This window comes from Streptomyces griseus subsp. griseus (genome assembly GCF_003610995.1).
Taxonomy (GTDB): domain Bacteria; phylum Actinomycetota; class Actinomycetes; order Streptomycetales; family Streptomycetaceae; genus Streptomyces.
Genome location: NZ_CP032543.1, coordinates 1937863 through 1955939 on the forward strand (window position 1 = coordinate 1937863; position 18077 = coordinate 1955939).

Genomic DNA, 18077 nt, shown 5'->3' on the forward strand with positions numbered 1-18077 from the left:
GCCGATTAATTGCGACTTACGCCGAGGGGGGACGTGCGAGCCTGTGCCGCATACGATGAGGCACATGGGTGATGTGCTGGCCGGAATTCATGCCACCTGGGAGTTCGACACCGACTCCGTGCTCATCCGCTTCGAACGGGGTATCCGCACACCGAAGCTGCTGCAGAGCCTGCGGGAGCGCCGCATCCCGCACGCTGCGATGTCGTCGGTGACGCTGACCCCGGGCAAGCGGGACACGGTGGTGCTGCGTGTCGTCCCGAGACCGGGTGCCGACCCGCTCTGGGAGGCTGCCGCGGGGCAGCTGAAGGAGGGGTGCGACCCCTACCGCCTGGTACTTCCGGCGGAGCGGGAGCTGCTCGCGGAGTATTACGCGGACGAGCTGCGGTCCTGTCTGGACCCCGCGTCCGACGAGCCCGCCGACCGCTTCCTGGTCGCCGCCCCGGAGGCGCCGATGCAGTTCAAGGCGTACGACGGGCGGGCCTCCTTCGACGGCGAGCGGGTCTCCTTCCGGTGGTTCTGGACGGGGGCCTCCAGCGCGAAGTGGAAGGCCGGTGACCAGACGTACCGCGCGAGCGAACTGGCCGGAATTGAGTGGCGCTCCCCCGAAGGCCTGGACGGCTGTCTCCGTCTGCTGCCACGCGCGGCCGCCCCGGCGGACCACCGCACCGGCGGCAGCCTCGGCGACCTGCACGGGCCTGTCACCCCTGGTCCCGATAGGGCGGGCGTCGCCGTGGACGGCGCCCCGGCCACCGTGAGCCGCGCCCCCGCGGACCAGGATCCGGCGGCGGTGCTTTTCGGCCTCGGCTACGGGCCGGTGCACGAGTCGCTGCCCTTCGCCGCCGCCGTACTGGAATCCGTACGCCGGACCCAGAGCGCGCCGGCCGTCCCCGCCCCGGTCCTGGTGAACGCCGGGCGGCGCGACCCGGCCGACATCGCCGAGCGGATACATCACCTGGGCGAACTGCATCAGGCGGGGCTGGTGACGGACGACGAGTACAGCGCGAAGAAGGCGCAGCTGCTCGCGGAGCTGTGAGGCCGGAGCGGTCTCGTACCGGCGACACCCCGTACTGGGGTATCAGGGGGCGGGTGGGCGTTCGGCACCCCGGTATGACGTCCCGGCGGCGGTCGCCCTCCTAGGCTGGCCCGGCCATGTCCACTTCCCCCGCCGGGCCCCAGCCGCCCGCCGACGGCCTGCTGAGCGCCGCCCGCCGCAATCTGCGCGAGCTCGCCCTCGGGCTGTCCCACGCGTCCCATCCGTCCACGCCGTTGCTGGCCCACGCTCCCAGACTGTGGCAGCGGCTCCTTCCGTACGTCGTGGTCCTCGCGCTGGTCGGGACCTTCATCCCGGTCACCATCACCAACCTGATCACGCAGTACGGCGTGCCCGGCGCGCTGGCGGGGGCGCTCGGCGTGGCCCAGGCGGCACCGCTGGTGATGCTGGCCCACCGTCCCCTCCAGGCGTGGTGGATCATCTTCCCCGCCGACGTCCTGGGCGCACTGGTCCTGCTGGCGCGGCCCGCCGATCCGCACGACGTCTGGCCGTGGACCCCGCCGGCGATCGTGGCCTACCTCTTCCTGCTGCTGGCGCTCGGGCTGCGGGAGACCCGGCGGACCGTGATCGGCGTCTGGGCCGTGACGGGCGCCGCCGGAGCCGTGCTGCACCTGATCGCACCGGACCGCAGCGGTGGCAGCACCCTGCTGTTGACCATCCTCGGCGGGGTGGTGCTGGTGATCGGCGGGGCGGTACGGGAGCGGGGCGTGGCCCAGCGCCGGCTCGCCGAGCAGGAGACGATCAGCGAGGCCGAGCGGGCCCAGCGCACGCTGCTGGAGGAGCGGACCCGGATCGCGCGCGAGCTGCACGACGTGGTCGCCCACCACATGTCGGTGATCACCGTGCAGGCCGATTCGGCTCCCTACCGGATCAGCGGCCTGCCGAAGGCCGCCGAGGAGGAGTTCACGGCCATCGCGACGGCGGCGCGGGAGTCGCTGGGCGAGATGCGGCGGCTGCTGTCGGTGCTGCGGAGCGAGGGGACGGAGGGCGACCGGGCACCGCAGCCGGGCCTGGACCGGCTCCAGCAGCTGGTGGAGGCGACCGTGCGGGCGGGGCTGCCGGCGGAGCTGGCGCTCAGCTCGGAGCTGAGCTCGGGGCGGTGCGAGGTGCCCCCGGCGGTGGACCTGTCGGCGTACCGGATCGTGCAGGAGGCCCTGGCCAATGTCGTGCGGCACGCGCCGGGGGCCCACACCCGGGTCCTCGTCGCGCCGGACAACGGCCACCTCCTGGTGCTCGTCGTCAACGGACCTGCCGCCACCCGCGGTTCGCCGCTTGAGACGAGCGGGACCGGGCACGGGCTGATAGGGATGCGCGAGCGCGTACGGTTGACCGGCGGCACGCTGGACACCGGTCCGCTGCCCGACGGCGGGTTCCGGGTCGCGGCCAGGATGCCGCTTCCCCCGGCCACGGCGCCGACCACCTCGCCGTCGGCCGCACCACCCGCTCCCCTGCCTCCGGAGGACCTGTGACCATCCGCGTGATCATCGTCGACGACCAGGCCATGGTGCGGGCGGGGTTCGCGGCGCTGCTGTCGGCGCAGAGCGACATCGACGTGGTCGGCGAGGCGGCGGACGGCCGGCAGGGCGTGGAGGTCAGCCGTCATCAGCACCCGGATGTGGTCCTGATGGATGTGCGGATGCCGGAGATGGACGGACTGGCCGCCGCCCGCGAGCTGTTGAACCCGCCGGTCGGGGTGGTGCACCGGCCGAAGGTGCTGATGCTGACCACGTTCGACGTGGACGACTATGTGTACGAGGCGCTCCGCGCCGGGGCCTCCGGGTTCCTGCTGAAGGACGCCCCGCCCGCCGATCTGATCGCGGCGGTACGAGTGGTGGCGGCGGGCGACGCGCTGCTGGCGCCGTCGGTGACGCGGCGGCTGATCGCGGACTTCGCGGCACAGCGGCCCTCGGGGGCGACGCGCGGCGGCCAGGCCCTGCGGCTGAACGGTCTGACGCCGCGCGAGACGGAGGTGCTGGAGCTGATCGCCCGGGGGCTGTCGAACCAGGAGATCGCGGGGCGGCTGGTGCTGGCCGAGCAGACCGTGAAGACGCACATCGGGCGGGTGCTGGCCAAGCTGGACCTGCGGGACCGGGCGCAGGCGGTGATCTTCGCGTACGAGTCGGGGCTCGTGACGCCGGGGGACGCGGGAGTCTGACCCCCGGCCCCGGGGGCGCCCTCCTCCGTACGGAGCCGTCTCCTCCACCCCCTACCCCAGTAGCATCCCGCAGTTGGCTCCCCGGTGTGACGCTCCCTCACCCGTCTTCTTCCTACCTTCCTCACGTTCGCGCCGCTCGGTGCGGCAGCGGAGAGGGAGGGAACGATGCGCCGATACGCGCGGACCATGGTCGCGTTCGCACTGGCCACGAGCGTGGTGACGGGGACGGCCGGCTGGGTTTCGGGGGATGCGCAGCAGACGCTGACCGGGCCGCCGCCGGGCACCACGTCGTGGCGGGCGGACCGGGTGCTGGGGTCGAGGCTGCCGGATCCGGCGCGCGCGACTCCCACGGAAGTCGCGGCGTTCTTCCGCCGTTTGAGCACGGCCGAGCAGCAACTCCTGCTCCTCCGCCACCCGTCCGTCGTCGGCAACCTCGACGGCGCCCCGCTGGAGCTGCGCTACCGAGCGAACTCCCTCGCCCTGACCGCCACCGACGACCCTCGCTACCGCTCGCTCGCCGCAGCCGGCCGCCGGATCCTCGCGTTCGACCCGCGAGGACGCGGCCAGGTCGCCGAGGTCTTCGGGGAGCTGCGCTCGGCACGCCGGGTCTCGGTGGTCGTGCCCGGCTCCGACAACGACGCCGGGACCTTCGACCGGGCCAACGATGTGTACGGGACGCCCGCCGGTATGGCCAAGTCCCTGTACGCGGAGGCAGGTCCGGGCACCGCCGTCATCGCCTGGACCGGGTACACCACCCCCGTGGGCGTCGGCATCGACGCCGCGACCGGGCGGCTCGCGGAGGCGGGCGCGGGGCGGCTGACCCGGTTCGTGGAGGGGCTGGTGGCGGACGGGCTGCCCGAGCCCGCCGTCTTCTGCCACAGTTACGGCTCCGTCGTCTGCGGGCTAGCCGCGCACCGGCTGCCCGCCACCGACCTGGTGGTTCTCGGCTCCCCCGGGATGCGGGCCGACGATGTGGACGCGCTGCGGACCCGGGCGACGGTGTGGGCGGCGAAGGACCCGACCGACTGGATCGACGACGTGCCGAGCGTGCGGTTCGCCGGGCTAGGCCACGGCACCGACCCCACGGACCCGGCCTTCGGAGCCCGTCGTATACCGGCCGACGAAGCCCGGGGCCACACCGGCTACTTCACCCCGGGCACGGACTCGCTCCGGACCTTCGCGTCGATCGCACGGGGGACCTCGGTGGGAGGCGCACCCCGATGAAGTCCCGTACACACACCCGTACGCAGGCCCCTGCCCGCACCCGTGCCCATGAGCTCGCCGCCCGCGTCGAGGCCGCCACCCCCGCGCACCGGGACCGGGCCGTCGACGGCCTGCGCGCCCTCGCGCTCCTCGCCGTGCCGCTCGGGCACTGGATGCTGGGCGGCTTCCGTCTCGACGAGGACGGCCTGCACAACGCGAGCCCGCTCTCGACGTTCGGCGCCTTCGCCCCGCTCAGCTGGGTGCTCCAGATGCTGGGGATCTTCTTCCTGGTCGGCGGGTACGCCTCGGTCCTCTCCTACCACCGCCGCCCCTCGACCACGGCGGCCTGGCTGCGCGGGCGGCTGGTCCGGCTCGGCAGGCCGGTGCTCGGGGTGACCGCTGTGTGGGCGGTGCTGCTGGCCGCGCTGTCCTGGCTCGGCGTGCCGGGCGGCACCCTGCGTACAGGGTCGACGCTGGTGATCCAGCCGCTCTGGTTCGTCGGGGTGTACACCCTGGTCACCGCGCTCACCCCGCTCTGCATACGACTGGCGCGGAAGCTCGGCGGATGGGCGGCGCTGCCACTGCTGGGGTCGGTCGCGGTGGTGGACTTCCTGCGGTACGGGCCGTTCGCCGAGGGGATGCCGTCCTGGCTGAGCGTGCTGAACATCCTGCCGGGGTGGCTCTTCGCCTATCAGCTCGGTGTCTCGTGGGGCGAGGGGCGGATCGGGAAGCGGGGGGCGCGGCTGCTGCTCGTCGGGGGCGGGGTGCTCTTCGCGGTACTGCTGCTGGCGTTCCACTACCCGGCGTCGATGGTCGGGGTACCGGGCGAGGCGCGGACCAACTCGCACCCGCCGTCGCTGCTGGTGGTGGCGCTGGCGGCGGCGCAGAGCGGGGCGGCGATCCTGGTGCGGGACCGGCTGGGGCGGGCGTTGCGCAGGCCGCTGCTGTGGGCGCCGGTCGTCGTGGTCAACCTGTCGGCGATGACCATCCTGTGCTGGCACCAGAGCGCGATGCTGGCCGCCGCCGTCCCGGCCTCGCTGCTGGACGGAGGTACGGCGGCGGTGGCGGGGCTGACGGCCGGGCCGGACACGGTGGGCTGGGTGCTGGCCCGGACCGCGTGGCTGCCGGTGTTCGCCGGGCTGCTGGTGCTGATAGCCCGGTACGCCCGCCGCTTCGACGCCCCGTGGAAGACGGACACGCGCGCCGCCAGCGCCCGCCGCGCGCTGGCGGGGGTGCTGGCGGCGGGGTTCGCGGTGTTCGCACTGGGGCTGGCGTGAACGAGAGCCGGCGCGAGGGGGGCGGGCCCTTGGTCGTGATGACCTTCATGAACCAGGCGATGACCACGTGGCCGGCCGTGGGCGCCCCCTCGCCGCGCCTACTCCCGCGCCGCCGACGTCAGGCTCATGTCGGGGTAGCGGTCGCCCGCCACCTGGTCGGCGATCGGCTCCAGCAGGGCCAGCTCTTCCGAGGTCAGCGTCAGCCGGGTCGCCGTCACGTTCTCCAGGAGGCGACTGCGCTTGCGGGTGCCCGGGATCGGGACCACGGCCAGGCCGTGCACCCGGGCCCGCTGCTGCACCCAGGCGAGCGCCACCTGCGCGGCCGTCACCCCGCGAGCGGCGGCGATCTTGTGGACCGGCTCCAGCAGGGCCGCGTTGGCGCGGGCGTTGTCGCCGGTGAAGCGGGGCTGATGCTTGCGGAAGTCGCCCTCGGACAGGTCCTTGCCCGCGTCGGTGAAGGACCCGGTGAGGAAGCCCCGGCCGAGCGGCGAGTAGGGCACGAGCGTGACGCCGAGCTCCACCGCGGCGCCGAGCGCGCTCTTCTCGACGTCCCGGCTGAAGAGCGACCACTCCGACTGGAGGGCGGCGATCGGGTGCACGGAGTATGCCTCGCGCAGCTCGGGGCCGGTCACCTCGCTCAGTCCGATCTGCTTGATCTTGCCCTGCTGGATCAGCTCCGCCATGGCGCCGATCGACTCGGCGAACGGGACGGCCGGGTCGTGCCGGTGCATGTAGTAGAGGTCGATGACGTCGGTGTTCAGCCGGCGGAGGCTCGCTTCGACGGAGGTGCGGATGTAGGCGGGGTCGTTGCTCACAGCCCGGTGGCCGGGGTTGTCGGAGCGTACGAGCGCGTACTTGGTGGCGAGGGTGATCTCGTCGCGGTGGGCCCCGACGAAGGGGGCGAGGAACTCCTCGTTGGCCCCGCGCCCGTAGACGTCGGCGGTGTCGAAGAGTGTGACGCCCGACTCCAGCGCGGCGTCGAGGGTGTCCCGGGCGGAGAGCTCGTCGGTGTCGCCGTAGAACTCGCTCATGCCCATGCAGCCGAGGCCTTGGACGCCGACCGCCGGGCCGCCGGCGCCGCCCAGTTCGACGGTGGCGATGGGTGTCCTGTCGTTGCCGGTCATCTCGTTGTCAGTCATCAGGCGCTGTGCCTCTCCGGCGCCGTGCGGGCGCCAGCGTAGAACTCGATCTTGTGGTCGAGGACGGCGAGGGTGTCGTGGAGCTCCGCGATCCGGGTGATCACATCGCGGCGGGTCGACTCCAGCAGCTCCTGGCGCGCCTCGAAGGTGGACTCGCCCTCACGCAGCAGCTCGGCGTACCGCACCATGTCGGCGACGGGCATCCCGGTCAGCCGCAGCTTGCCGACGAAGACCAGCCAGTCCAGGTCGCGGTTGGAGAAGCGGCGCTGGCCGGTGTGCGAGCGGTCGACGTGGGGCATCAGCCCGATCCGTTCGTACCAGCGGAGGGTGTGCGCGGAGAGCCCGGTGAAGGCGACGACCTCGCTGATCGTGTAGCTGTCCTTGCCCGCGGGCCGGGGGTGCGGCTTGGGAAGCGCCGTACAGGCGTTCACCCCCGAGGAGGGCTGCGGCTGTCGTGGCCTGCTGGTCGCGGTCGCGGGAGTGCTCCGGGAGGTTCCGTCGATCACCGTCATGTCCTCCACGCTAAATCCTTGGAGTGCACTCGAAGCAAGCGAGGCCGAGGGGAATCGGCAAGATCAGCGAGATCGGACCGGATCAGCCGTATCAGCTGAATCGGTCGGATCGGCCGGATCGGTCGGATCAGCCGGAAGGGGACGTCACAGTTCTTCCTCCGCCCTGGACAGCGCCTCGGTGATCACCCGGGTGGCGAAGTCCGGGTCGTCGGTGATGCGGTTGATGTGCTCCGCGAGCAGGAAGGCGGTGGCCTCCAGAGGGGTCATCTCCGCCTCCGTCCAGTCGCCGTACTGCTTGCGCCAGAGGCTGGGGCTCAGGCCGGTGCCCGCGGCGATGACCAGACCGGCCATGGTGGGGACGGCCTCGGGGCGGATGCTCTTGGGCATCATGCGCATCGAAGCCACCAGGGTCGGGACCACGTACTCGACGACGTCCTTGTCGTGGTCCTCGTGGGCCTTACGCAGCCAGGTCATGAACATGTAGATCAGCGTGCAGACGCCGTCCAGCAGGTCCTCGGCCCCGTCGGGACCCAGCGACTCGGTGAACTGCGCCATCATCGCCCGCTGTTCGGCATCGGCGTCGGCATCGTCCTCCGGGCCGCCCGCGTGGATGCTCCGGAGCCGGGAGTCGATCAGCATGAGTGCCGCGCCCACGTCGCCGGCGGGAGCGTGCTGGGGGCCGTAGGCCGATGGCACGGTTGACACGGAAGCCTCCTCTGGCGGCTGCGGTGCGCAGCGCTTCGCCTCCGCACAGTAGTCGGCCGAGTCGGTGGGAGTGGGTGACTTCGTCACCTTTCGGACGCGGTACGGGGGCCGCTGCCGTGAACGTTAGGCTCGGGTCCATGGAGAGCTTGCGGATCATCGACACCTGGCCCGTCCCGACCGCGGCGGCCGCCGTCGTACGGGCGGACGGCACCGTCCTCGGGACGCACGGCCCGACCTCCCACCGCTTCCCCCTCGCCTCGGTCACCAAGCCGCTCGCGGCCTACGCGGCGCTGGTGGCGTACGAGGAAGGGGCCGTGGAGCTGGACGAGCCGGCCGGGCCCGAGGGTTCCACGGTCCGCCACCTCCTGGCCCACACCAGCGGCCTCGCCTTCGACGAGCACCGGGTGACGGCTCCGCCCGGCGAGCGCCGCCTCTACTCCAACGCGGGCTTCGAGGTGCTGGGCGACCACATCGCCAAGGCGTCCGATATCCCGTTCGCGGAGTACCTGCGCCAGGCCGTCCTGGAGCCGTTGACCATGACGTCCACGGGCCTGGACGGCTCCCCCGCCCGCGACGGCGTCTCCACCGTGGACGACCTGGTCCGCTTCGCCGCCGAGGTGCAGGCCCCCCGCCTGCTCGACCCCCGTACGGTCCTCGAAGCCCAGAGCGTCGTCCACCCGGGTCTCAAGGGCGTCCTGCCGGGCTACGGCCACCAGAGCCCGAACGACTGGGGCCTCGGCTTCGAGATCCGCGACTCCAAGTCCCCGCACTGGACGGGCGCTTCCTCCTCCCCGGCGACCTTCGGCCACTTCGGCCAGTCGGGCACGTTCCTGTGGATCGACCCGGTGGCCGGGGTCGCCTGCGTGGCGCTGACCGACCGGGCCTTCGGGCCGTGGGCGACGGAGGCGTGGCCCCCGTTCACGGACGCGGTCCTGTCGGAGGTCGCGGGCTGAACCGGGCGCGGTCGCCCGTCGCGTTCCTCCGGTCGACGCACTCGAACCACACCGCCTTCCCCGTTCCGTCCCAGGGCTTCACCACACCCCAGTCGCCGGTGACGGCTTTGACCAGAATCAACCCCCGCCCACCGTCGTCGAGTTCGTCGCGCCGGATCGCGAGCGGGATCGCCGGGCAGCTGTCCGTGGCCTCCGCCCGCGACCTCCGCGCGTGGGCCGTCCCCGGTCGGCAGCCGGAAGATGAAGGCCTGGCAGCGGCGACCGGGCACGTGCCGCACCACGGCCACAACGGCGGCGAGTGCGTCGAGATGGCCCCCCTCTGCGGCTCCGTCCCCGTCCGGGACAGCGAGAACCCCACCGGCCCCGCCATCACCATCGGCGCCCCCGCGTGGCAGGCGTTCGTCGACGGCCTGCACCGAGATGCCACGCTCACCGAGCAACAACCGGCGGTGCGGAGGCGAGTCGCCCCCACACCGCTGCTGCTGCTGTCAGAGATCGGCAGCCGCCCGCTTCCGCCGCCGTTCCTTGACGAGATCAACGGCCAGCCCCACCACGCAGAACGTTCCGAACACCCCTCCGAGCACCCTGAGGCAAGCAGAAGAGCCCGAACTCGCCGCTGTCCAGTAGCCGGAGATGGCCAGCAGCACGATGTAGCCGGGCGACTCGACGGCCCACCATCTCCTGGTCACGGCCGGACCTTCCGCCCGGGGCGGCGCATCGTGGGTCCGCCGCGCCGCTTACGCCGGTCCCTGACCCGCTCCCCGACGGGCGCGGCAGCCCCTCCACCCGCGAGCGGCGGCAGCGCCTGACGCGCCCAGCCGTCCGCAGGCAGGGCGGCCACCGCAGCGGCCACGCCCAGGACACCGATGATGATCAACACATCGGACAGCTTCACCGTTCGCCCCCTCAAGCTCCGGACAGGTCACACTCCGGGCGGCGGAAGCGCGATGCGTCGCCCCTGACCGAACTCCTCGGTCTCATCATCGCCGAAGACCGCGAACGCGCCTGCGGGGATCCCGGGCAGCGTGGCCACGCGGGACGCCACCGCCAGGAGTTCTTCGTCAGCGGCTCCGGTGACGAGGAAGACGTAGGCGTCCTCGTGTTCCTCGCCCTCGTCGTGGACTTCGATACCGCCCTCGTCCTCCAGGCCGACCAGGAAGTCCTCGACCCGGTCGATCCAGGGGTACGGGGTGGAGCCGTCCGGCGGGTCCGGCGTCGGCGGCATCGGCACGTGTATCTCGACAATGGTGACGGTCACAGGGACATACTGCCCGCTGGTGCCACCGCCGCCCGTGTGAGGGCTCGCGCCGACCGCCGTCAGCGCAGCTCCCACACCAGCAGCTCCGCCGCCCCCGCCACCGCAGCAGCTTCCAGATCCTCCGCGCCCGTGATCCGGGCCGCGTCACCAGGGCCCAACTCCTCACCCTCCACGGCGACTCGGCCCCGTACCACGTGCACGTACAGGCGCACCGCGTCCGGCAGCGCCGTGCGTTCGCCCTCCGTCAGGCGGCGGACATGCAGCATCGCACCGGCCTGCGGCAGGGCGTACGGGGTCGAGTCGGCGATGCCGGTGACGACCGTGTACGCGGGTTCGCCGCCGGACTCCAGGGGGGCCAGCCACATCTGGAGGAACGTCAACGGGCTCTCGCCGTCGTTGCGTTCGACGTGGCGGACTCCGGCGCCGGCGCTCAGGTGGGCGATGTCCCCGGCCCGTACGACGGTGGAGTGGCCGGCCGAGTCGCGGTGGGTCAGCTCGCCCTCGACCACCCAGGTGACGATCTCCGTGTGGCTGTGCGGGTGCTCGTCGAATCCCGCGCCCGCTGCCAGGTGTTCCTCGTTGCAGGCCAGGATCGGGCCGAAGCGGAGGTTGTCGGGGTCGTAGAAGGGGCCGAAGGAGAGGGCGTGCCGGGTCTCGATGCCGGCGTCCGGCTCGCCGCCCCGGTAGCGGTCATCGGACCGGTGTACGGAAATCACCTGGCCACGGTAGCCCGGTGACCCCCTTTCCGGGAGCGGCGGCCACCGGGCGGACACACCCCCTACGCACCGGGCCGCGTGCTCCCGTACGCCCCGGGCCGGACTCCCCCGCACCCACCGGACCGGACGCTCCCGTGAGGACCGGCCCGGCTGCCCCCGTACGCAACGGGCAGGACCGCCCGTACCGACCAGTAGGCGAGACCCTCGCCCCACCCCACCGATCCACCGGCCCGATAAGGCAGTCTTGTCCTCGTGCCCCGACCCGATCCTGAGCATTCCGCCGCCCACGACGCCCACCTGCACGCCGCGACCCTGAAACGGCTGGAGCAGTCCTCCGGCCGGCTGGCCGCGAACGCGATTGCCCGTATGGACGAATCGCTGCCGTGGTACCGGGCGATGCCCCCGGAGAACCGGTCCTGGATCGGCCTGGTCGCCCAGGCCGGTATCGCGGCGTTCACCGAGTGGTTCCGGCATCCGGAGACCCCGCAGGCCATCTCGACCGATGTGTTCGGCACCGCCCCGCGCGAGCTGACCCGGGCGATCACGCTGCGGCAGACCGTCGAGATGGTGCGGACGACCATCGAGGTCATGGAGGCCGCGATCGAGGAGGTGGCCGCGCCGGGCGACGAGTCCGTGCTGCGGGAGGCGCTGCTCGTCTACGCGCGGGAGATCGCCTTCGCCACCGCCCAGGTCTACGCCCAGGCCGCCGAGGCCCGGGGGGCGTGGGACGCCCGGCTGGAGTCGCTGGTGGTGAACGCGGTGCTCTCCGGTGAGGCCGACGAGGGGGCCGTGTCCCGGGCCGCCGCGCTCGGCTGGAACTCGCCCGAGCACGTCTGCGTCATCCTCGGCACCGCCCCCGACGGGGACAGCGAGCTGACCGTGGAGGCGATCCGGCGGGCCGCCCGGCACGCCAAGCTCCAGGTCCTCACCGGCGTACTGGGCAACCGGCTCGTCGTCATCGCGGGCGGCAGCGACAACCCGCTCCAGGTCGCCAAGGGCCTGATCGGGCCGTACGCGGCCGGGCCGGTCGTCGCCGGGCCCGTCGTGCCGGACCTGCTGGCCGCCACCCGGTCCGCGCAGGCCGCGGCGGCCGGGCTGAAGGCCTGCCTGGCGTGGCAGGACGCGCCCCGCCCGGTGCTCGCGGACGATCTCCTGCCCGAGCGCGCGATGGCCGGGGACCCTGCCGCGCGGGACCAGTTGGTGGAGGAGATCTACAGACCGCTGGAAGAAGCCGGTTCGGCGCTTCTGGAAACGCTGAGTGTCTATCTCGAACAGGCGAGCAGTCTGGAGGGGGCCGCACGGATGCTTTTCGTCCACCCCAACACCGTGCGCTACCGGCTGCGACGTGTGACCGACGTCACCGGCTGGTCACCCTCCGATGTGCGCTCCGCGTTCACCCTCCGGATCGCTCTCATCCTGGGGCGCTTGGCCGCGGCGGATCCTCAGTCCTAGACTTTTGTCGGACTCCAACAATTCCCCTGACGGTTCTTCGTCCCTGTCCCCACGGGCGTTCCGAGCCGTCCACAAGAGAGAGTGTGAGGGTGCTCGTACTCGTCGCTCCCGGCCAAGGCGCTCAGACGCCCGGCTTCCTGACTCCCTGGCTCGACCTCCCCGGTGCCGCCGACCGCATCGCGGCCTGGTCCGACGCCATCGGGCTCGACCTTGCCCACTACGGCACGCAGGCCGACGCGGACGAGATCCGCGACACGGCCGTCGCCCAGCCGCTCCTGGTCGCCGCGGGCCTGCTCTCGGCCGCCGCCCTGGACGCGGCCTCCCCCGACGTCGTCGCGGGGCACAGCGTCGGTGAGATCACCGCCGCCGCGATCGCCGGTGTCATCGACGACGAGGCGGCGCTCCGCTTCGTCCGTACCCGCGGGCTCGGCATGGCCGAGGCCGCCGCGGTCACCGAGACCGGTATGGCGGCCCTGCTCGGCGGCGACCCCGCCGTGACGGTCCCGCACCTGGAGAAGCTCGGCCTGACCCCCGCCAACGTCAACGGGGGCGGCCAGATCGTCGCCGCCGGCACCGCGGCCCAGATCGCCGCCCTGGAGGCCGACAAGCCCGAGGGCGTACGCCGGGTCGTCGCGCTGAAGGTGGCCGGCGCGTTCCACACGCACCACATGGCCCCGGCCGTGGAGAAGCTGCGCGCGGCCGTCGGGGACCTCACGGTCACCGACCCGACCGTGCGGTACGTGTCCAACGCCGACGGCCACACGGTCGCCACCGGCACCGAGGTCATCGCCCGGCTGGTCGGCCAGGTCGCGAACCCGGTCCGCTGGGACCTGTGCATGGAGACCTTCCAGGAGCTCGGTGTCACCGCGCTGGTCGAGTTGAGCCCCGGGGGCACCCTCACCGGGCTCGCCAAGCGGGCCCTGCCCGGTGTGAAGACGCTCGCGCTCAAGACCCCCGACGACCTCGACGCCGCCCGCGCGCTCATCTCCGAGCACGCGGGCGCCTAAGGAGCCCGAGAGCATGTCGAAGATCAAGCCCAGCAAGGGCGCCCCGTACGCGCGCATCCTCGGGGTGGGCGGCTACCGCCCGACCCGGGTCGTGCCGAACGAGGTGATCCTCGAAACGATCGACTCCTCCGACGAGTGGATCCGCTCGCGCTCCGGCATCGTCACCCGCCACTGGGCCTCCGACGAGGAGACCGTGGCCATGATGTCGATCGAGGCGTCCGGCAAGGCCATCGCCGACGCGGGCATCACGCCCGAGCAGATCGGCGCGGTCATCGTCTCGACCGTCTCGCACTTCAAGCAGACGCCGGCCGTCGCCACCGAGATCGCCCACAAGATCGGTTCGGGCAGGCCCGCCGCCTTCGACATCTCGGCCGGCTGCGCGGGCTTCGGCTACGGCCTGACGCTCGCCAAGGGCATGATCGTCGAGGGTTCGGCGGAGCACGTCCTCGTGATCGGCGTGGAGCGGCTCAGCGACCTGACCGACCTGGAGGACCGCGCGACGGCCTTCCTGTTCGGTGACGGCGCGGGCGCGGTCGTCGTCGGCCCCTCCCAGGAGCCGGCCATCGGCCCGACCGTGTGGGGCTCCGAGGGCGACAAGTCCGAGACCATCAAGCAGACGGTGTCCTGGAACGAGCTGCACGTCGGCGACGTCTCCAAGCTGCCGCTCGACTCCAAGGGTGAGATCAAGTTCCCGGCCATCACCCAGGAGGGCCAGGCGGTCTTCCGCTGGGCCGTCTACGAGATGGCGAAGGTCGCCCAGCAGGCGCTGGACGCGGCCGGGATCTCCCCCGAGGACCTGGACGTCTTCATCCCGCACCAGGCCAACATGCGGATCATCGACTCGATGGTGAAGACCCTCAAGCTGCCGGAACACGTCACGGTCGCCCGTGACATCGAGTCCACCGGCAACACGTCCGCCGCCTCGATCCCGCTCGCGATGGAGCGGCTCCTGGCGACCGGTCAGGCGAAGAGCGGCGACACCGCGCTCGTCATCGGCTTCGGGGCGGGTCTCGTCTACGCCGCGACGGTCGTTACCCTCCCCTAGGCACACCGGACCTTTTGGTCCGTATGCACGACCCCTGAAGAAACCCACCGAAGGAGCGCCAAGATGGCCGCCACGCAGGAAGAGATCGTCACCGGTCTCGCCGAGATCGTCAACGAGATCGCCGGTATCCCGGTCGAGGACGTCCAGCTGGACAAGTCCTTCACCGACGACCTGGACGTCGACTCGCTGTCCATGGTCGAGGTCGTCGTCGCCGCCGAGGAGCGCTTCGACGTCAAGATCCCCGACGAGGACGTCAAGAACCTCAAGACGGTCGGCGACGCCGCCGACTACATCCTGAAGCACCAGGGCTGATCCCAGCCCGGCTGTGTCGCCACCCGGCGGTGGCGCCGCTGATTCACGACCCTCTACACGTGGAGAAGATTTTCCAGTGAACTCGACCAATCGCACCGTGGTCGTCACCGGTATCGGCGCAACCACTCCGCTGGGTGGCGACTCCGCATCGACCTGGGAAGGTCTGATGGCCGGCCGGTCCGGCGTCAAGCCTCTCGAAGGCGAGCGCTTCGCCGAACTGCCCGTCCGGATCGCCGCCCTCGCGGCCGTCGACCCGAACGACGTACTGCCCCGCCCGCTCGCCCGCAAGCTGGACCGCTCGGCGCAGTTCGCGCTGATCGCGGCCCGCGAGGCCTGGGCGGACGCGGGCTTCACCGCCAAGGCCGGCGAGGACGGGTCCATCGCCCCCGAGCGGCTCGGCTCGGTCATCGCCTCCGGCATCGGCGGCGTGATCACCCTGCTCGACCAGTACGACGTGCTGAAGGAGAAGGGCGTACGCCGCGTCTCCCCGCACACCGTTCCCATGCTCATGCCCAACGGCCCGGCGGCCAACGTCGGCCTGGAGGTCAACGCCCAGGCCGGTGTCCACACGCCGGTCTCCGCCTGTGCCTCCGGCGCGGAGGCCATCGGGTACGCCGTCGAGATGATCCGCACCGGCCGGGCCGACGTGGTCGTGGCCGGCGGCACGGAGGCGGCGATCCACCCGCTGCCGATCGCGGCGTTCGCCAACATGATGGCGATGTCGAAGAGCAACGACGAGCCGGAGAAGGCCTCGCGCCCGTACGACACCGGCCGGGACGGCTTCGTCCTCGGTGAGGGTGCGGGCGTCGTCATCCTGGAGTCGGCCGAGCACGCCGCCCAGCGGGGCGCCAAGGTCTACTGCGAGGTGCTGGGCCAGGGCCTGTCGGCCGACGCCCACCACATCGCGCAGCCCGAGCCGACCGGCCGGGGCATCGCCGCCGCCATGCAGAACCTGCTGGACTCCAGCGACCTCAAGCCGTCCGAGGTGGTCCACCTCAACGCACACGCCACGTCGACGCCGCAGGGTGACATCGCGGAGATCAAGGCGCTGCGGAAGGTGCTGGGCGACGACCTGGACCATGTCGCGATCTCGGCGACGAAGTCGATGACGGGGCATCTGCTGGGTGGCGCGGGCGGGATCGAGACGGTGGCGACCGTGCTCGCGCTGCACCACCGGATCGCTCCGCCGACCATCAACATCGACGACCTCGACGAGGCGATCGACGCGGACGTCGTGCGTGGGGAGCCCCGGGTGCTGCCCGAGGGGCCCATCGCGGCGATCAACAACTCGTTCGGGTTCGGTGGGCACAACGTGGTGCTGGCGTTCCGGTCCGTGTGACCTTGCCCTTCACGGGCGAAGCCCGCTCCCCGGTGTTCCGGGGAGCGGGCTTCCGTGCGTTTCGGGGCGCTGCCCCGGCCCCCGCTCCTCAATCACCGGAAGGGCTTGAGGTGCTCGCCGATCACCGCCGGGCCAGGGGCCTGGATCACACCACCTGGTGCAGCCAGCGGACCGGGGCGCCCTCGCCCGCGTGGCGGAAGGACTCCAGTTCGTCGTCCCATGGCTTGCCCAGGAGGGAGGCGATCTCCGCCTCCAGGTCGCTCTCGCCGCGCGTGGAGCGGGCCAGGGCCGCACGCAGGCGGTCCTCGGGGATCAGGATGTCACCGTGCATGCCGGTGACGGCGTGGAAGATGCCCAGGCCGGGAGTGGAGCTGTAGCGCTCGCCCTCGGCCGTGGGGCACGGCTCGGCGGTCACCTCGAAGCGCAGCATGTCCCAGCCGCGCAGGGCGGAGGCGAGCTGCGACGCGGTGCCGGCGCGGCCCTTCCAGGAGAATTCGGACCGCCAGGTGCCGGGCGCGGCCGGCTGTCTGATCCAGTCCAGCTGGACCCGCACACCGAGGATGCCCGCCACTGCCCATTCGACATGCGGGCACAGCGCGCGCGGTGCGGAGTGAACGTACAGGACTCCACGTGTCGTCACCGGAACCTCCCGTGTGGGACGAGGTACGCCTTCCCCAGCGGCCTCGCGCCCGCACCGCCTCTTTTCGGCCGGATACCGAGGTTGTCATCAGTAAACAGCATCGGGAGTTAATCTCCTGAAAAGGGACAGTGTGTGACGTGACGTAATGTACCGGAGCCACCCGCCGTGACGGGGGCGCGAGCGGTGCCACTGGTTCGACGGGGAAAAGCTACCGTGCGCAGGGGCCGTCCGTGTGACGTACCGTCGGTCCGGGCCCCCTGATTCGCCGGCTTTCACCCGGCAGGGCGCGCACGCCCACGACCTGGGGATCATGGGCTTGCCGGGGGCATGACCAGGGGCATAGACCAGGGCTTGAACCGGAGGGGAACCACAGATGCCGGAGCGTGCGACACGCCCTCGGATGCGCACCGCCCGGGCCGCGCTGACGGCGCTCTCGTTCGTCGGTGTCGCCGCGCTGGCCGGATGCAGCGGTGAGAGTTCGGGTGACGGCGTGTCACAGGACGCGTCCGCCACCGCATCCTCCTCACCCTCCGCCTCGCCGTCGCCCTCCCCCGCCTCCGGCTGGAACCCGAATCCGGGGTCCGTCGCGGCGGTCGGGGACTCCATCACCCGGGGCTTCGACGCCTGCTCGGCGCTGGCTGACTGCCCCGAGGTCTCCTGGGCGACCGGGAGCGACCGGCTGGTGCGGAGCCTGGCCGTCCGGCTGCTGGGTGAGAAGAAGGCGGCGGACCGGAGCTGGAACCACGCGGTGTCGGGGGCCCGGATGGCGCAGCTGCCGGAGCAGATGGCGCTGGCGGCGGAGGAGCGGCCGGAGCTGGTCACGGTGATGATGGGCGCCAACGACGCCTGCCGGGAGTCGGTGCGGCTGATGACGCCCGTCGAGGACTTCCGGGCGTCGTTCGAGGCGTCGATGCGGCAGCTGCGGGCGGGGGCGCCCAAGGCGCAGGTGTACGTGTCCAGCGTGCCGGACCTGAAGCGGCTCTGGTCGACCGGGCGGCTGGACGAGGGGGCCAAGACGGTCTGGAGCCTCGGCATCTGCCGGTCCATGCTCGCGGAGGCGGACGACCTGGGGCCCGCCGCCGTGGCGCGGCGGGACGCGGTGCGGGACCGGGTGGTGGCGTACAACGAGGTGCTGCGGGACGTCTGCGCGAAGGACCGGCACTGCCGGTACGACGGCGGCGCGGTCTTCGGCTTCCGCTTCACCGGGGCGCAGCTCAGCCAGTGGGACTGGTTCCACCCCAGCCGCGACGGCCAGGCCCGGCTGGCCGAGATCGCCTACCGCACCGTCACGGCGGCTCAGCCCCCCGCGTAGG

At 72.1% G+C, this 18077-nt stretch carries 20 protein-coding genes and 1 pseudogene; 13 read left to right on the plus strand and 8 right to left on the minus strand.

What is annotated here, in order from left to right; genetic code table 11:
- The first annotated feature begins 64 nt into the window (after positions 1–64).
- From D6270_RS08955 to D6270_RS08975, 5 genes are all read left to right on the plus strand, one after another.
- Positions 65–1033: a DUF4429 domain-containing protein gene (locus D6270_RS08955; protein WP_109165901.1), complete on the plus strand. Its 969-nt coding sequence runs from the start codon at positions 65–67 to the stop codon at positions 1031–1033.
- A 116-nt stretch (positions 1034–1149) separates the two neighbouring features.
- Positions 1150–2520 carry a sensor histidine kinase gene (locus tag D6270_RS08960; protein ID WP_109165900.1) on the plus strand — a complete coding sequence of 457 codons (1371 nt, stop codon included), beginning with the start codon at positions 1150–1152 and terminating at the stop codon, positions 2518–2520.
- Positions 2517–3206 carry a response regulator gene (locus tag D6270_RS08965; RefSeq protein ID WP_109165899.1) on the plus strand — a complete coding sequence of 230 codons (690 nt, stop codon included), beginning with the start codon at positions 2517–2519 and terminating at the stop codon, positions 3204–3206. The genes D6270_RS08960 and D6270_RS08965 overlap by 4 nt, the downstream gene beginning before the upstream one ends.
- A 165-nt stretch (positions 3207–3371) precedes the next feature.
- The gene (locus tag D6270_RS08970; RefSeq protein WP_109165898.1) at positions 3372–4430 is read left to right on the plus strand and encodes an alpha/beta hydrolase; all 1059 of its coding nucleotides are present in this window, start codon (positions 3372–3374) and stop codon (positions 4428–4430) included.
- Positions 4427–5686 (plus strand): acyltransferase family protein, encoded by a 1260-nt coding sequence (locus D6270_RS08975; protein WP_109165897.1) that lies wholly within the window; start codon positions 4427–4429, stop codon positions 5684–5686. Before D6270_RS08970 ends, D6270_RS08975 begins: the two co-directional genes overlap by 4 nt.
- A 98-nt stretch (positions 5687–5784) precedes the next feature.
- On the opposite strand, the gene D6270_RS08980 is transcribed toward D6270_RS08975, so the two are convergent.
- The 3 genes from D6270_RS08980 to D6270_RS08990 all read right to left on the minus strand — a co-directional run bounded on the left by D6270_RS08980 (position 5785) and on the right by D6270_RS08990 (position 8033).
- On the minus strand, positions 5785–6810 hold the full coding sequence (locus tag D6270_RS08980) for an aldo/keto reductase (RefSeq protein WP_204117222.1): 1026 nt from the start codon (positions 6808–6810) through the stop codon (positions 5785–5787).
- A gap of 14 nt (positions 6811–6824) precedes the next feature.
- Complete coding sequence (locus D6270_RS08985; RefSeq protein WP_109167533.1) at positions 6825–7337, minus strand: MerR family transcriptional regulator; 513 nt, start codon at positions 7335–7337, stop codon at positions 6825–6827.
- A gap of 144 nt (positions 7338–7481) precedes the next feature.
- Entirely contained in the window at positions 7482–8033 is a 552-nt protein-coding gene (locus D6270_RS08990) for a hypothetical protein (RefSeq protein ID WP_109165895.1), read from the minus strand.
- 146 nt (positions 8034–8179) lie between these two features.
- On the opposite strand from D6270_RS08990, the gene D6270_RS08995 reads away from it, so the two are divergent.
- Positions 8180–8995 (plus strand): serine hydrolase domain-containing protein, encoded by an 816-nt coding sequence (locus D6270_RS08995; protein WP_109165894.1) that lies wholly within the window; start codon positions 8180–8182, stop codon positions 8993–8995.
- A gap of 308 nt (positions 8996–9303) precedes the next feature.
- A pseudogene (locus D6270_RS33925) lies at positions 9304–9348 on the plus strand (hypothetical protein); the annotation flags it as partial.
- Between the two features lie 135 nt (positions 9349–9483).
- On the opposite strand, the gene D6270_RS09005 reads toward D6270_RS33925, so the two are convergent.
- Genes D6270_RS09005 through D6270_RS09020 form a run of 4 tightly spaced genes read right to left on the minus strand, consistent with a single transcriptional unit; the run spans position 9484 to position 10969 of the window.
- Positions 9484–9684 carry a hypothetical protein gene (locus D6270_RS09005; protein ID WP_109165893.1) on the minus strand — a complete coding sequence of 67 codons (201 nt, stop codon included), beginning with the start codon at positions 9682–9684 and terminating at the stop codon, positions 9484–9486.
- Entirely contained in the window at positions 9681–9890 is a 210-nt protein-coding gene (locus D6270_RS09010) for a hypothetical protein (protein ID WP_109165892.1), read from the minus strand. Before D6270_RS09010 ends, D6270_RS09005 begins: the two co-directional genes overlap by 4 nt.
- A gap of 27 nt (positions 9891–9917) precedes the next feature.
- Positions 9918–10253, minus strand: coding sequence for a hypothetical protein (locus D6270_RS09015; RefSeq protein WP_109167532.1), 336 nt, complete (start codon positions 10251–10253; stop codon positions 9918–9920).
- Between the two features lie 59 nt (positions 10254–10312).
- A complete protein-coding gene (locus D6270_RS09020) occupies positions 10313–10969 on the minus strand; it encodes a pirin family protein (RefSeq protein ID WP_109165891.1) in 657 nt (218 codons plus the stop codon).
- A 252-nt stretch (positions 10970–11221) separates the two neighbouring features.
- Between D6270_RS09020 and D6270_RS09025 the strand changes: the two genes are divergently transcribed.
- From D6270_RS09025 to fabF, 5 genes are all read left to right on the plus strand, one after another.
- Entirely contained in the window at positions 11222–12421 is a 1200-nt protein-coding gene (locus D6270_RS09025) for a PucR family transcriptional regulator (RefSeq protein ID WP_015608300.1), read from the plus strand.
- Positions 12422–12510: 89 nt separating this feature from the next.
- Positions 12511–13428 (plus strand): ACP S-malonyltransferase, encoded by a 918-nt coding sequence (locus D6270_RS09030; RefSeq protein WP_109165890.1) that lies wholly within the window; start codon positions 12511–12513, stop codon positions 13426–13428.
- A gap of 13 nt (positions 13429–13441) precedes the next feature.
- Positions 13442–14473 carry a ketoacyl-ACP synthase III gene (locus D6270_RS09035; protein ID WP_109165889.1) on the plus strand — a complete coding sequence of 344 codons (1032 nt, stop codon included), beginning with the start codon at positions 13442–13444 and terminating at the stop codon, positions 14471–14473.
- Between the two features lie 63 nt (positions 14474–14536).
- Positions 14537–14785, plus strand: coding sequence for an acyl carrier protein (locus D6270_RS09040; protein ID WP_014045780.1), 249 nt, complete (start codon positions 14537–14539; stop codon positions 14783–14785).
- A gap of 76 nt (positions 14786–14861) precedes the next feature.
- Complete coding sequence (gene fabF / locus D6270_RS09045) at positions 14862–16124, plus strand: beta-ketoacyl-ACP synthase II (RefSeq protein WP_109165888.1); 1263 nt, start codon at positions 14862–14864, stop codon at positions 16122–16124.
- A gap of 145 nt (positions 16125–16269) precedes the next feature.
- Here fabF and D6270_RS09050 read toward each other — a convergent pair whose 3' ends face one another.
- Entirely contained in the window at positions 16270–16764 is a 495-nt protein-coding gene (locus D6270_RS09050) for a DUF3145 domain-containing protein (protein WP_109165887.1), read from the minus strand.
- Positions 16765–17164: 400 nt separating this feature from the next.
- On the opposite strand from D6270_RS09050, the gene D6270_RS09055 reads away from it, so the two are divergent.
- Positions 17165–18076, plus strand: coding sequence for an SGNH/GDSL hydrolase family protein (locus D6270_RS09055; RefSeq protein WP_204117138.1), 912 nt, complete (start codon positions 17165–17167; stop codon positions 18074–18076).
- Position 18077 lies beyond the last annotated feature (1 nt).